The sequence below is a fragment of the Maribacter sp. Asnod2-G09 genome, assembly GCF_045063795.1.
In the GTDB taxonomy this organism is placed as follows: Bacteria; Bacteroidota; Bacteroidia; order Flavobacteriales; family Flavobacteriaceae; genus Maribacter.
Map to the genome: position 1 here is coordinate 201,041 of NZ_JBEFOA010000003.1, position 12,474 is coordinate 213,514.

Genomic DNA, 12,474 nt, shown 5'->3' on the forward strand with positions numbered 1-12,474 from the left:
AAAGACCTATATTTCTTTAGGTTTAAGTCAAATGTACTTTCGAAATATTAGCCTTAATTTTACTAACTTAGAAGTAGTAAAACAGTAATTAATGACCCACGAATTCAAGAAAATTATTAAAGAGTATATTATCGCTAGATCTGCAAACATAAAATGCGTTTTGGCAACGGTAGTTGATTTAGACGGTTCTTCGTATCGTAAGCCTGGTGTTCGCATGCTTATTCGTGAAGATGATGTAATGATAGGTGCGGTTAGTGGTGGTTGTGTTGAAAAGGAAGTTTTGTTTCAGGCACAATCTGTATTTGAGAATAAAACTGCAAAACTAATGACCTATGATGGTCGATTTAGATTGGGTTGCGAAGGTATACTTTACATATTATTAGAATCTTTTTCACCAATCGAAGGACTTATAGAAGATTTTAGCTCAGTCATTGAAAATCGTCAATCTTTTGAGCTTCAAACCTCATACCAAAAGGAATATGGCATTTTAGATGGATATGGTAGCTTCATTAAGCTGAACTCTAAGTCATACACTTTTAATGAACATACTACAACGCAGCCTCAAGCTTTAGTATTTAGCCAAACAATGCAACCTTGTCAACGACTTTTATTGATAGGTAGTGAGCATGATACTGTGCAATTAGCCCATTTCGGATTAAGTATGGGTTGGGAAGTTAATGTTGCCGTAACTCCGAAAGAAAATAAATCAATTTCAGATTTTCCTGGTATAGATGCTTTACTGGACTGTGAACCCGAAGATTTTCCGGTTGAAATAATAGACAAGAATACAGCCATTCTTTTAATGACGCATAGCTACGCTAAAGATTTAAAATATCTAATGATGCTTAAAAGTAATAGTCCGACGTATTTGGGAGTATTAGGACCAATAAAACGCAGAGAGAAATTGTTGTCAGAATTGCTGGAGCATGATATGGATATTGATTTAGATTTTATAGAAGGTATTCACGGACCGGCAGGATTGAATATTGGTGCTGAAACTCCGCAAGAAATAGCAATATCAATTCTTGCAGAAATTTTAACCGTTATTCGAAAAACAAAACCGGTAATGTTGAAAGACAGATTGAAACCAATTCATAATTGAAAACAAATTTAGATATAGCAGTCCTAATTATGGCAGCTGGCGCCTCTAGAAGAATGGATGGCATCAAGCAATTAATGCCTTGGAAAGATTCTAACTTCTTATTAGAAACAATTAAAACTGTTCGAAATACCAATGCAAAATCATTGCATGTTGTCTTAGGCGCAAAAGCTGAATTTATTAACACTCAGTGTAGTTTAAAAGAAAAAAATATAGATATCATCGTTAATGCAAATTGGGAAAACGGATTGGGTGATAGCATAGCACACGGAGTTAAAGTGTTACTTCAGCAAAGACCTGCCTTAGACGGAGTCTTAATTTGCCTTGCTGATCAACCTTTATTGAGTTTTGAATATTTAAATTCCTTAATTGCAGAGTACATAAAACATCCATCAAAAATTATAGCCACTAACTATGGTAAAAAGTTAGGTGTACCTGCATTGTTTCCTAAATTGCTGTTTGAAGAGTTGTCTGTATTGAAAGGAGATTTCGGTGCTAAAGAAATTCTAAACAATAAAAGCAATGTAATTATCTCATTAGACGCGGCAGATCAAATTGCTGATGTAGACACAAACCTAGAATACCAGAATCTAATAAATAGAACCAATAACACGCTTAATTCGTAATATGATCAAATTAAAATATACATTCATTGTCCTTCTAACTACTTTACTAGCCTCTCCATTACTAGCCCAAGAAATGGGTTTTGAAGAATATAATCCGACATCTACATTGGTGGTGCCTGGTGGTGAAATCACAAAAGCAAAATTCCCTTTTATAGACGTACATAGCCATCAACGAGATATGTCAGTTGAAGCTTTAACCGGATTAATTTCTCATATGGATAATATGAACGAAGCCATAATGGTGAACTTAAGCGGAAGGTCTGATGAAAGTCTTAAAGAGAAAATTGATAATATTAATAAAAGCTATCCAAATAGATTTGTTGTTTTTGCCAATGTAGATTTTGAAGGTGCAAAAGATATGGAATGGGGAAAACAGGCTGCTGCCCAATTAGAACAAGACATAAAGAACGGAGCTAAAGGGTTAAAGATTTTTAAAAGCTTAGGATTACGAAATAAGGATGCAGCCGGTAATCGCTTGGCAATAGATGATCCTCGTTTAGATCCTATTTGGGCTAAATGTGCTGAAATGGGTGTACCAGTATTAATTCATGCTGCAGACCCAAAGTCCTTCTGGGATGATATGGATTCAGATAACGAACGTTGGCTAGAACTAAAAACACACCCTAGAAGAAAGCGTACAGCTACCGATCCAGCGCCATTCGAACAGATTATTCAGGAACAACATAACGTGTTCAAAAAACATCCGAATACCAAATTTATTAATGCTCACATGGGTTGGCATGCGAATAACCTTGAAAAACTAGGTGAGTTATTAGATGAAATGCCAAATATGAATGTGGGTATATCTGCTGTTATCGCAGAACTTGGTAGGCAACCGCAAAATGCTAGAGCCTTTTTTATTAAATATCAAGACAGGGTATTGTTCGGTAAGGATAGTTGGAAACCAGAAGAGTTCCCTACATATTTTAGGGTATTGGAAAGCAACGATGAATATTTTCCATACTACAAGAAATATCATGCCTTTTGGTCAATGTATGGCTTGAACCTACCTGACGATGTGTTGAGAAAATTGTACTATAAAAATACCCTAAACCTTATTCCTGGTTTAGATACATCGCTATTTGAAAAGTAGATTATACTTTTTTAAGTACTACCGTTTCTGCCTTAACAGGAATATCTTTTACATCTTGAAAAATACCACATGACACTTGCTTTTTAGCTAGTGCTGGGGTATTTTTTCTTTTTGTCAAAGCCTCAATTTCCGGATTTAAAAACTGCATATCAGAATATTTTTTTTAATAAAACGTACATATACACCTCATGTTGTATGAGTTAGAAATATTTTACTCTAATTTAAAAAAGAATTTACATTGAAGTGTGACAAACTACATAAATCTCATACTAATGGGTAAATAGGTTTTTATAAATGCAAAAAGAAGCAGTCTTTACTGATTTAATACGAGAGCATCAGGCTCTATTATATAAGGTGACTTCAATTTACACCGATAATAAAGAGGACCAAGAAGATCTGTTTCAAGAAATTGTCTACCAACTATGGAAGTATTTTGACTCGTTTCGTAACGATTCAAAAATAACAACTTGGATGTATCGTGTGGCAATGAATACAGCAATCACATTTATCAAGAAAAAAAAGAGAAGACCAGATTCCGTTCCCATTGCAGATATTTTTAACAAGCAATCAGATACTAATAATGATGCTTACGAAGAGCGATTGCGATTACTATATCAGCATCTAAAACATCTAAATACCTTAGAAAAAGGACTCATTTTTCTTTTACTTGAGGGTAAAAGCTATAAAGAGATAGCACAAATTACAGGACTAAACGATAGTAATGTAGGCACTAGAATATCTCGAATAAAGAAAAAATTAAAAACTAACATGACAAAGCATTAATCATGAAACTAGAAGAACTACAGTCTGCATGGACACAAATGAGCGATGAACTAAATCATCAAAAAAAATTGACGAACCAAATAATATTAGATATGACAAAGCAGAAATATCAAAATAAATTCTCAACCATTACCAAATACGAAACCTTAGGTGCCGTAGTTTGTTTTGCTATAGCATTATTTGTGCTGCTAAACTTTGGTAAATTAGATACCTGGTATTTACAGGTTTGTGGAGTACTCACCCTTTCTTTTCTAATTGTGTTACCTACAATGGTGCTTACAACTTTAAAAAGAATAAAAAATATAGATATTTTGAACGGGTCTTATAAAGAAAATTTAAAGTTTTACTTGAAGACAAAGAATAGACTTTTAAGATTGCAACAAATTGGTATAGCAGTTGGTTTTATTGGACTATTATTTATAGTACCGGTAACTTCTAAAATAATCTCGAACAAGAATGTATTTTTAACCAACTTAAAAACAGAGCAATACGTAGTATTTGCTGTAACATTAATAGTAATGGTGTTTTTCTGTAGATGGGCATATAAAGGATACCTTAAGGTAACACAATCTGCCCAAGAGTTGATACAAGAATTAGAGTAAATTCTCTATTCAGTAAGTTTCTTTTGAACGTAATTTAAAATTAACATCCAATTCATTTTTAATAGGAGGGAAGCTGTCGGTACATTGTCATCGGCAATTGCCGAAATAATAGAATCATGCTGATTATCAGATTTGTTGTAGAAAGAATCATCATTTGTAAATGCACGTTCATAAAAAAAGATGCGTGTCTTTAAATCATGAAGAATTTTAAGTGCCAATTTGTTTTTATAACCTTGGGTCAATAATCTATGAAATTCTAAATCAGCCTGAATTCTATCGATAGCATTTGTTGCCTTTTCAAAAACCTCTTGTTGATTTTTTAAATTAACGATATCTTCTTGACTAAACTCCGTATTTTCAATAGCCATCACCTCTAAGTTCGCTACTAGCTCATATAAGTCTTCTGCTTCTTCAACATCAAGTTCTGCGATTATGAATCCCCTATTAGGTATCGCCTTAATAATGTGTGCTTGTTGCAACTGTGTTAATGCCTCTCGTATTGGAGTTACGCTAACATTCAAATGACGTGCAAGTGCAGCTAAGTTGATGGTTTTACCTGTTTTCAAATTACCCGTAATCATCTCTGACAACAAGTAATCGCGCACTTGATCTCTTAAATTTATTTTAACCAGCATACATCAAATATAATATATCGTATACGATTATAACCGTATTACAGAGAATTTAGTGCCTGAATTATCTACAAAATATGCACGTAAAAAAGATATGAGTGATGAATTCATATCTCTTATACTATTAGTATGCTAAATGTCTTTCAATAGACAATAGCTTTCTCTGCTTGTCTTTTATAGCATTTAATAAATTATACTTGGCAGAAGTTATAGGTAATACTTTTTGAAAATTTTTCATGATGTTCGTTTTTAGGTTCGGTGATTAGCCGAGTGATTGATGAATATTTATTGTAACTATTTTAATGGGTATGATTTCTTGATGATGCCCATTGTACTCTTTTACTATTCTTAAAACTTGAAAAGAATGAATTTCTTCTTGTTTCTGTCGGTGTGTTTCTGATAAAAGTTCTCATGATGTTTGTTTTTAGGTTCGGTGATTAGCCGAGTGATTGATGAATGTTTGTTGTAACTATCTTAATGAGTATGATTTCTTGATGATGCCCATTGTACTCTTTTACTATTCTTAAAACTTGAAAAGAATGAATTTCTTCTTGTTTCTGTCGGTGTGTTTCTGATAAAAGTTCTCATGATGTTTGTTTTTAGATTCGGTGATTAGCCGAGTGATTGATGAATGTTTGTTGTAACTATTTTAATGGGTGTGATTTCTTGATGATGCCCATTGTACTCTTTTACTGTTCTTAAAACTTGAAAAGAATGAATTTCTTCTTGTTTCTGTCGGTGTGTTTCTGATAAAAGTTCTCATGATGTTTGTTTTTAGATTCGGTGATTAGCCGAGTGATTGATGAATGTTTGTTGTAACTATTTTAATGGGTGTGATTTCTTGATGATGCCCATTGTACTCTTTTACTGTTCTTAAAACTTGAAAAGAATGAATTTCTTCTTGTTTCTGTCGGTGTGTTTCTGATAAAAGTTCTCATGATGTTTGTTTTTAGATTCGGTGATTAGCCGAGTGATTGATGAATGTTTGTTGTAACTATTTTAATGGGTGTGATTTCTTGATGATGCCCATTGTACTCTTTTACTGTTCTTAAAACTTGAAAAGAATGAATTTCTTCTTGTTTCTGTCGGTGTGTTTCTGATAAAAGTTCTCATGATGTTTGTTTTTAAATTGATGATTAATAATTTTCTTATACTTACAAGACGAGGGTATTTGAAATTTGTTACAGTACTATGCATAAAAAGGTACTATTTTTAACTAAAAACTATTTGATTATGTTATTTACCATCTGATTTACAGGATGTTAATTAAATTTTAGAATTTTTCAATTTTAACATTATTTCTAAAATCCAGTAATATAATTTGATTTTAAGGGTAGGAGAAAGGGCTAAAAACTAAAATAGAAGCATATATAATATGATGTGAATTAAAAATTATCATAAAGTCTCTTAAAAGTTTGCTAGTTTGAAGCCTACTAATGCTAAATAATTGAAATACAAATCATATCTTTGTAGAACTTTAAAGGGATGCAGATGATTCTTGCAATGACCTTACAACAAATAGAATAATAAGTTTTACTCAAAAAACTTACCGTTTGTTTTACATGTCACCACGTATTTCAATTCCTTTACTGCAAAATCTATTATTATCATTAAAATTTCGAATGGCAAAATCGCAACAAACATTTAATAAAACTGAAAAAGAAAAAAAGCGTTTAAAAAAACGTGAAGAAAAGAAGAAAAAAATGCTTGCTCGTAAAGCAGCTGCAAAAGAAAGTGGTACTTCTGGTATTCCACTTGCTTATGTAGATTTCAACGGAAACTTGGTAGATACTCCGCCAGATCCGGCAATGAAAGTCGAAATTGAGGCAGAAGATATCGTTTTAGGTATTCCTAAAAAAGAAGAAGGTGATGTTGAAGAATTCGATCCAGTAAGAAACGGTAAAGTTTCTTTCTTCGATACTACAAAAGGATTTGGTTTCATTATAGACGCTGAGAACAACGAAAAATACTTCGTTCACGTTAGTGGTCTTATCGATGAGATTATGGAAAACGATAAAGTTTCTTACGAGTTAGAAAAGGGCATGAAAGGTATGAACGCCGTTCGTGTAAAGAAAATTTAGTTTTAAAGATTTTTAATGGCGAAAATGCAACGTAACACCGTTCTGGTAGTATTGTCATTTTTCGCCATTTATTTCATTTGGGGTTCTACCTATTTATGGAATAAAATTGCAGTAACAGAATTACCCGCCTTTATGTTAGCAGGTATTCGTTTTGTAATAGCTGGTAGTCTTATTTTTATTATTTCTAAAATATTAGGCTTCTCTCTTAAAATTACCAAAGAACAATTCAAGAACACTATTCTTGCAGGCTTTCTATTTCTAACTTTTGGAAATGGGGTTGTTGTCTGGGCGCTTAAATTTGTAGATAGCAGCTTTGCCGCTCTCGAAGTATCTGCGCAACCTTTGGTCGTGTTAATAATGATGCGCGTATTTCAAGGTAAAAAAATACAACCAATGTCAATTGTGGGTGTAGTGCTTGGAGTATCGGGTATTTTTCTTTTGGTCGGACAAAAAGAGATTATTGCACAAGATGGAGCAATATTGGGCATGGTATTGATTTTCATCTGTATGCTAAGCTGGTCTTATGGTAGTTTATTTGTTGGCAAAGCCGATTTACCGAAAAACTTCTTTGTAAATACTGGCTATCAAATGCTGACTAGCGGGTTGTCACTTTTGATAATAAGTATAGTTTTAGGTGAACAATGGTCGTCACCAACCACATGGAGTACGCCCGTGCTTTGGTCTATGTCTTTGTTGATTGTTTTTGGTAGCATCGTAACTTTTACTGCTTTCAACTACCTACTTCGTTTAGTATCTCCAGAAAAAGTGGCTACTTCTACGTATGTAAACCCCATAATTGCAATGATTCTGGGTTGGTATTTTTTAAACGAAGATATTACCGCACAATCAGCAATAGCATCGGTTGTATTATTGACAGGTGTCTATTTTATTAATAGCAAAAAGAGCTTAACAATCTTCTCAAGATTTTCAGGAAAACGTATTCCTAAAAATCCGGTAGAGTAATTTTAATAGTAACTACTTCTCTTGGTTTCATATCCTCTAATTGAATGTTACCAATTCGTATACGAATTAATCGAACTGTTGGAAAACCTACAGCTGCAGTCATTTTACGAACTTGACGAAATTTACCTTCTTTAATAGTTATGCTTACCCACGAGGTTGGTCTATGTCTGCCAATTCGTAATGCTTGGTCTGCTTCGGGTAGCGGTGGCAAATCATTTAAAACCTTTATTTCACAAGGCTTGGTCGTATATTTCTTTCCAAATATTCCGATAGTAACTCCTTCCGCTATTTTTTGAATTGCATCAGGTGTAATTAAGCCATCCAGTTGGACTAAATATTCTTTTTCTATTCCTGAACTATTTATGGTATCGCTTAACTTTCCATCCGTAGTCATTAATAATAATCCTTCCGATTTTTCATCTAATCTACCAATTGGCATTATCCCATCGTGAAAATCAAAAAGCTCACTTAAAAAGCGTTTTTTACGTAGTTGTCGGTCTTCACCAGAAGTCATCTGACTCAACATTGCGAAGGGTTTATAGATTTTAAAATGGCTGTGTTGCATTAAATTCTCCGCTTACTATTTATTTTGATGACATATGGTCGCAAAAGATACCCTTTTTAACGCATGAATTAGTAATCTACTATAGAGAATGTTACCTTTGTATACTCCAGAGAAGATTTTATGCAAGAGACAGTTTTTGAATTACAAGATAGAAAGACCGATAAGGAACTTTATAGCTATCAACAAGGAGCAATTCAACAAATTTTTGACAAGTTCGATTCAGAAAAAGATGATTACCATCTTCTATACCAATTACCGACCGGTGGTGGTAAAACAGTGATTTTTTCCGAAATGGTACGTCAGTATTTAAAAAACCACAACAAGAAAGTTTTGGTAATGACGCACCGTATTGAACTTTGTAACCAGACTTCATCAATGCTAACTAGTTTTGGCGTTGTAAATAAAGTAGTTAATAGTAAAGCAAATCTTGATGACCACGAGCGTTACAGTTGTTACGTGGCCATGGTTGAAACCTTAAACAATAGGTTGAACGATGATCAATTAGATATTTCTGATGTTGGTCTTGTTATTATTGATGAAGCGCACTATAATTCTTTCACCAAACTTTTTAAGTTTTTTGAGAATTCTTTTGTTCTTGGTGTAACGGCAACCCCGTTAAGTTCTAATAAGGACTTGCCAATGAACAAAAACTATGATGAGCTTATACCTGGCGAAACCATAGAAAACTTAATAGCTAACGATTTCTTGGCTAGGGCAGAGGTATTTCAGTACGACATGGGACTTACATCTCTAGAAATTGGTTCTAATGGTGATTACACCGTTAAATCATCTGCTGATTTATATACGAGTCCGGCAATGCTTGGCAAGCTTTTAGAAGCCTACACTAAACATTCTAAAGGCAAGAAAACATTGATTTTCAATAACGGTATTGAAACATCTATTCAAGTATATCATACTTTCGAGGCTGCAGGTTTAAACATAAGACACCTTGATAATACTGCTACCAAAAAGCAGCGTAAGCAAATATTAAAATGGTTTAAAGAAACACCTGATGCTATTCTAACATCGGTTAGTATTTTAACTACTGGTTTTGATGAACCTACTATTGATACTATTATTTTAAACAGAGCAACAAAATCACTTACGCTTTACTACCAAATGATCGGTAGGGGTTCTAGGGTTTTGAATAACAAATCGAAATTTACGGTTATCGATTTAGGTAACAACCTTTATCGTTTTGGACCATGGGGTGCAGATTTAGATTGGGGAGCTATATTCAAGTCTCCGAATTTCTACATGGATCGTATTAAAGACGATGAGGATATTGAGAGTGATTTCAAACTTGAACTTTCTGATGAAGTCAAAGAAGAATTTAAAAACTCTAAAGAAACTTATTTTGATATTAAAGAAACCTACGAAACAGCAACGTTTGCAGGGGAATCGTCTAAAGTTGTTTTAGAACGCTCTATCGCTCACCATGCATATATGTGTATCGAAAACAGCGAAGATGTTTATGATGCATTAGCTTTAGCTAAATTATTAAAAGAAGATATTGATAATCGTATTCATGTATACGGAAAATGTATTAGTAAGAGTACCTACAATTTCTTAAGCTGGTTAAAAGATGATTACCAAAAGAAACTGAACGCTTACTTGCGTGAGAATTTTGATACTGTTTTTGAAGATATTCACGGGCATCCGCCAGAAGATTAAATTGAATGATTTTTCTTTTTCATTAGAGAATTTGTAATATAAAAAAAAGGGCTGTTCATTTAAGAACAGTCCTTTTTACTTATAGCTAATCACTTCTTATTCAACAATAAGACTGTATTGCGGAGTAGGGTTTAAAGGACAAAAATATACATATTCGCCTTTTTCTAATTTCGTTTCTTTAGAATGACCTACAGTATTATTCTTTACAGCAGCAGTTACATATGCAGTCTGAATATGGTTTTCTGGTTTAGAGGCATCTTTACCTTTTTTTACCAATACCAAACCAACATCTTTACCTACATTGTTGTTTGCAACATCAAAAACATAAGTTCCTTCGCTAACAGTAATTGATTTCTGTGTAAACTCGCCAGTTGTTTGCTCTAATGCAATTTTCTTAACTGGTTGCTTCATCATTTTATCTTGAGCGTTTGCGCTAAATGAGAATGCTAATACGATAACTAAAATTGATAATACTTTTTTCATGTGTTTAAAATTTAAAGGCTTTTGCCAAATGGATAGATTACTATTAATTGTTTGTGAAATTATTTATAATGATGGTGCTACAGGAAAATCTACTGGTACCTGTGTAGTGCTATGTATGTAGTTCGATATTGTTTTGTCACCTACTAATGAAATGGTGTCAATTAAATTTGCTTTTGTATAACCGGCAGCAAAAAAGTTTTCTAAAACTTTTTCGTCTGTACGACCTCTGTTTTCGGTAATATTTTTAGCCAATTGTGCCAAAGCGTCTAGCTTAGAATCAAATGATGCTTTACCAGCTCTTAATTCAAGAATTTGCTCATCATTAAATCCGTTCATTTTTCCTATTGCTGTATGTGCAGACAAACAGTAAATACAGTTGTTTACTTGACTAACGGCTAAATTAACAACCTCTTTTTCTTTAGCTGACAATGATGTTTTAGCATTGGCAAAATTTAAATAGTTTTCTAATGCTGTATCACTATTTGCGTAGGTTGCATATAAGTTCGGTACAAAGCCTAATGCTTTTTTTAGGTTATCGAAAATTGCTTGATTATTTTCGCTTACTTCTTCTCTTGTTGGTACATTAAATGTGCTCATAGTTTTATTTTTTTAAATGTTATTATGTATTGATTTATTTTATTAATTATCTGGTACAAAGGTATATTTAGAAGGATATTCTAGTCATGTAGAGACTTCCTTTCTACATGTCAATTTTTCCTTTATAAAAATGTATTGAATACTTTGGTTAATCTTGAAGAGCTATCAGAATCACAGTAGTAATCTGATAAATGGTTATGATGACAATGTTTTTCAACATTGATAGTATTAGTAACCACCGCCTTTTTAGACGTAAATATTTCTATTAAATTGAAGATTGATTTGTGTTTTAAATTCATGTCTTTGTTGTTTTAATTCTACACTACAAAGATCTAGTTATTATGAATCTTAAAACGGGCAATATCACCCAAGGTGTTGTCGATATTTCCCTAAAATGATTTTTTGAGTTGTTTTTTGAAATCTGATGGAGATTGTTGTGTTTGGTTTTTAAATAGCCTACTTAGATGCGAGGCATCATCGAAACCAATTTCATACGCTATTTCTTTTGCTGTCTTATCGGTATAGATAAGTAATCGCTTTGCCTCAAGAATTATACGCTCATGAATTATTTGTAGGGGAGTGGTATTAAATTTAGAAAAGGTATTAGATAGCGTTTTAGGAGATTTAAATAATTTGTCTGCATAGAACGAAACTGAATGTTCTAACTTGTAATGCTCTTCAACCAATAAATTGAATCCTCTTAGTAAATCTACTTTTACATCGTTGGCAGCTTCACTGAAACCTTCTTTAGCTTTAAGTAATCTTGTGCTCATAATCATAAAGCGAGCCATGAGCATACGCAGCATTTCTGCTTGTATAGTGTCTTCGGTTTCTAACTCATCTACAAACACCTCGTGCAATGTATCGAACTTTCGCTGTTCTTTTTCGCCTAAATCTATTACAGGAATGTGGGCATTACCGAAAAATAATAATCCGGCACAGCTTACTTCTTGGTCATGGTCTTTAATGCAATAAAACTCTCTATTGAATTGATAGACAATTAAATCGCTGCCTTCTGTATATCGAAAAAACTGGACAGGAGTCAATGCCAATAAACTATGTTCAGAAATGGTATACGGAACACCATCTACCTCTATAGAAGCTTTTTGTGTAGTAGTTCTAATAAAAATATAAATTCCTGCTTGCTTTGGTTTTCTATAAGATTCTAATAATAACTCATTACCAATTTTGAGTAATCCACCAGTACTAAAATCTTTAAAAACTTCTTGCATGCTGCTTTGGTCTAAAAAAAGGTTGATTCATTACAGACGTAATA

The 12,474-nt window shown here is 33.1% G+C and carries 15 protein-coding genes; 8 read left to right on the top strand and 7 right to left on the bottom strand.

Annotated features, from left to right (window positions below; all coding sequences use genetic code 11):
• The first annotated feature begins 91 nt into the window (after positions 1-91).
• The 3 genes from ACJJVT_RS04770 to ACJJVT_RS04780 are packed head-to-tail and all read left to right on the top strand — an operon-like array spanning position 92 to position 2,818.
• Positions 92-1,102 (top strand): XdhC family protein, encoded by a 1,011-nt coding sequence (locus ACJJVT_RS04770; RefSeq protein ID WP_405396933.1) that lies wholly within the window; start codon positions 92-94, stop codon positions 1,100-1,102.
• Positions 1,099-1,725: an NTP transferase domain-containing protein gene (locus ACJJVT_RS04775; RefSeq protein ID WP_405396934.1), complete on the top strand. Its 627-nt coding sequence runs from the start codon at positions 1,099-1,101 to the stop codon at positions 1,723-1,725. Before ACJJVT_RS04770 ends, ACJJVT_RS04775 begins: the two co-directional genes overlap by 4 nt.
• Before the next feature lies 1 nt (position 1,726).
• Positions 1,727-2,818 carry an amidohydrolase family protein gene (locus tag ACJJVT_RS04780; protein WP_405396935.1) on the top strand — a complete coding sequence of 364 codons (1,092 nt, stop codon included), beginning with the start codon at positions 1,727-1,729 and terminating at the stop codon, positions 2,816-2,818.
• A gap of 1 nt (position 2,819) precedes the next feature.
• Here the strand turns inward: ACJJVT_RS04780 and ACJJVT_RS04785 are convergent, their stop codons facing one another.
• Complete coding sequence (locus ACJJVT_RS04785) at positions 2,820-2,966, bottom strand: hypothetical protein (protein WP_166638571.1); 147 nt, start codon at positions 2,964-2,966, stop codon at positions 2,820-2,822.
• A 146-nt stretch (positions 2,967-3,112) separates the two neighbouring features.
• Here ACJJVT_RS04785 and ACJJVT_RS04790 point away from each other — a divergent pair, with 146 nt between their 5' ends.
• Both ACJJVT_RS04790 and ACJJVT_RS04795 read left to right on the top strand, forming a co-directional pair.
• Positions 3,113-3,601 (top strand): RNA polymerase sigma factor, encoded by a 489-nt coding sequence (locus tag ACJJVT_RS04790; RefSeq protein WP_405396936.1) that lies wholly within the window; start codon positions 3,113-3,115, stop codon positions 3,599-3,601.
• A gap of 2 nt (positions 3,602-3,603) precedes the next feature.
• The gene (locus ACJJVT_RS04795; protein ID WP_405396938.1) at positions 3,604-4,203 is read left to right on the top strand and encodes a hypothetical protein; all 600 of its coding nucleotides are present in this window, start codon (positions 3,604-3,606) and stop codon (positions 4,201-4,203) included.
• Positions 4,204-4,208: 5 nt separating this feature from the next.
• Here ACJJVT_RS04795 and ACJJVT_RS04800 read toward each other — a convergent pair whose 3' ends face one another.
• Complete coding sequence (locus tag ACJJVT_RS04800; RefSeq protein WP_405396939.1) at positions 4,209-4,838, bottom strand: GntR family transcriptional regulator; 630 nt, start codon at positions 4,836-4,838, stop codon at positions 4,209-4,211.
• A gap of 1,619 nt (positions 4,839-6,457) precedes the next feature.
• On the opposite strand from ACJJVT_RS04800, the gene ACJJVT_RS04805 reads away from it, so the two are divergent.
• Together ACJJVT_RS04805 and ACJJVT_RS04810 are read left to right on the top strand one after the other, a co-directional pair.
• A complete protein-coding gene (locus tag ACJJVT_RS04805; RefSeq protein WP_027067021.1) occupies positions 6,458-6,916 on the top strand; it encodes a cold-shock protein in 459 nt (152 codons plus the stop codon).
• A gap of 15 nt (positions 6,917-6,931) precedes the next feature.
• Positions 6,932-7,879 carry an EamA family transporter gene (locus tag ACJJVT_RS04810; RefSeq protein ID WP_405396940.1) on the top strand — a complete coding sequence of 316 codons (948 nt, stop codon included), beginning with the start codon at positions 6,932-6,934 and terminating at the stop codon, positions 7,877-7,879.
• On the opposite strand, the gene ACJJVT_RS04815 is transcribed toward ACJJVT_RS04810, so the two are convergent.
• Positions 7,860-8,444 carry a pseudouridine synthase gene (locus ACJJVT_RS04815; RefSeq protein ID WP_405396941.1) on the bottom strand — a complete coding sequence of 195 codons (585 nt, stop codon included), beginning with the start codon at positions 8,442-8,444 and terminating at the stop codon, positions 7,860-7,862. The genes ACJJVT_RS04810 and ACJJVT_RS04815 overlap by 20 nt on opposite strands.
• Positions 8,445-8,564: 120 nt before the next feature.
• Between ACJJVT_RS04815 and ACJJVT_RS04820 the strand changes: the two genes are divergently transcribed.
• Complete coding sequence (locus ACJJVT_RS04820; protein WP_073244280.1) at positions 8,565-10,118, top strand: DEAD/DEAH box helicase; 1,554 nt, start codon at positions 8,565-8,567, stop codon at positions 10,116-10,118.
• 96 nt (positions 10,119-10,214) lie between these two features.
• Here ACJJVT_RS04820 and ACJJVT_RS04825 read toward each other — a convergent pair whose 3' ends face one another.
• From ACJJVT_RS04825 to ACJJVT_RS04840, 4 genes are all read right to left on the bottom strand, one after another.
• Entirely contained in the window at positions 10,215-10,601 is a 387-nt protein-coding gene (locus ACJJVT_RS04825) for a hypothetical protein (protein ID WP_073244282.1), read from the bottom strand.
• A 63-nt stretch (positions 10,602-10,664) separates the two neighbouring features.
• The gene (locus ACJJVT_RS04830) at positions 10,665-11,198 is read right to left on the bottom strand and encodes a carboxymuconolactone decarboxylase family protein (RefSeq protein ID WP_405396942.1); all 534 of its coding nucleotides are present in this window, start codon (positions 11,196-11,198) and stop codon (positions 10,665-10,667) included.
• Between the two features lie 122 nt (positions 11,199-11,320).
• Positions 11,321-11,497, bottom strand: coding sequence for a hypothetical protein (locus tag ACJJVT_RS04835; RefSeq protein ID WP_405396943.1), 177 nt, complete (start codon positions 11,495-11,497; stop codon positions 11,321-11,323).
• A gap of 90 nt (positions 11,498-11,587) precedes the next feature.
• Positions 11,588-12,430 carry a helix-turn-helix domain-containing protein gene (locus ACJJVT_RS04840; RefSeq protein ID WP_405396944.1) on the bottom strand — a complete coding sequence of 281 codons (843 nt, stop codon included), beginning with the start codon at positions 12,428-12,430 and terminating at the stop codon, positions 11,588-11,590.
• Positions 12,431-12,474 lie beyond the last annotated feature (44 nt).

Bases quoted from the DNA above. Each gene is read 5' to 3' on its own strand.
- ACJJVT_RS04810 (WP_405396940.1), top strand. From the start codon at position 6,932: ATGGCGAAAATGCAACGTAACACCGTTCTGGTAGTATTGTCATTTTTC.
- ACJJVT_RS04820 (WP_073244280.1), top strand. From the start codon at position 8,565: ATGCAAGAGACAGTTTTTGAATTACAAGATAGAAAGACCGATAAGGAA.
- ACJJVT_RS04790 (WP_405396936.1), top strand. From the start codon at position 3,113: ATGCAAAAAGAAGCAGTCTTTACTGATTTAATACGAGAGCATCAGGCT.
- ACJJVT_RS04835 (WP_405396943.1), bottom strand. From the start codon at position 11,497: ATGAATTTAAAACACAAATCAATCTTCAATTTAATAGAAATATTTACG.
- ACJJVT_RS04800 (WP_405396939.1), bottom strand. From the start codon at position 4,838: ATGCTGGTTAAAATAAATTTAAGAGATCAAGTGCGCGATTACTTGTTG.
- ACJJVT_RS04805 (WP_027067021.1), top strand. From the start codon at position 6,458: ATGGCAAAATCGCAACAAACATTTAATAAAACTGAAAAAGAAAAAAAG.
- ACJJVT_RS04785 (WP_166638571.1), bottom strand. From the start codon at position 2,966: ATGCAGTTTTTAAATCCGGAAATTGAGGCTTTGACAAAAAGAAAAAAT.
- ACJJVT_RS04840 (WP_405396944.1), bottom strand. From the start codon at position 12,430: ATGCAAGAAGTTTTTAAAGATTTTAGTACTGGTGGATTACTCAAAATT.
- ACJJVT_RS04780 (WP_405396935.1), top strand. From the start codon at position 1,727: ATGATCAAATTAAAATATACATTCATTGTCCTTCTAACTACTTTACTA.
- ACJJVT_RS04770 (WP_405396933.1), top strand. From the start codon at position 92: ATGACCCACGAATTCAAGAAAATTATTAAAGAGTATATTATCGCTAGA.
- ACJJVT_RS04830 (WP_405396942.1), bottom strand. From the start codon at position 11,198: ATGAGCACATTTAATGTACCAACAAGAGAAGAAGTAAGCGAAAATAAT.
- ACJJVT_RS04825 (WP_073244282.1), bottom strand. From the start codon at position 10,601: ATGAAAAAAGTATTATCAATTTTAGTTATCGTATTAGCATTCTCATTT.
- ACJJVT_RS04815 (WP_405396941.1), bottom strand. From the start codon at position 8,444: ATGCAACACAGCCATTTTAAAATCTATAAACCCTTCGCAATGTTGAGT.
- ACJJVT_RS04795 (WP_405396938.1), top strand. From the start codon at position 3,604: ATGAAACTAGAAGAACTACAGTCTGCATGGACACAAATGAGCGATGAA.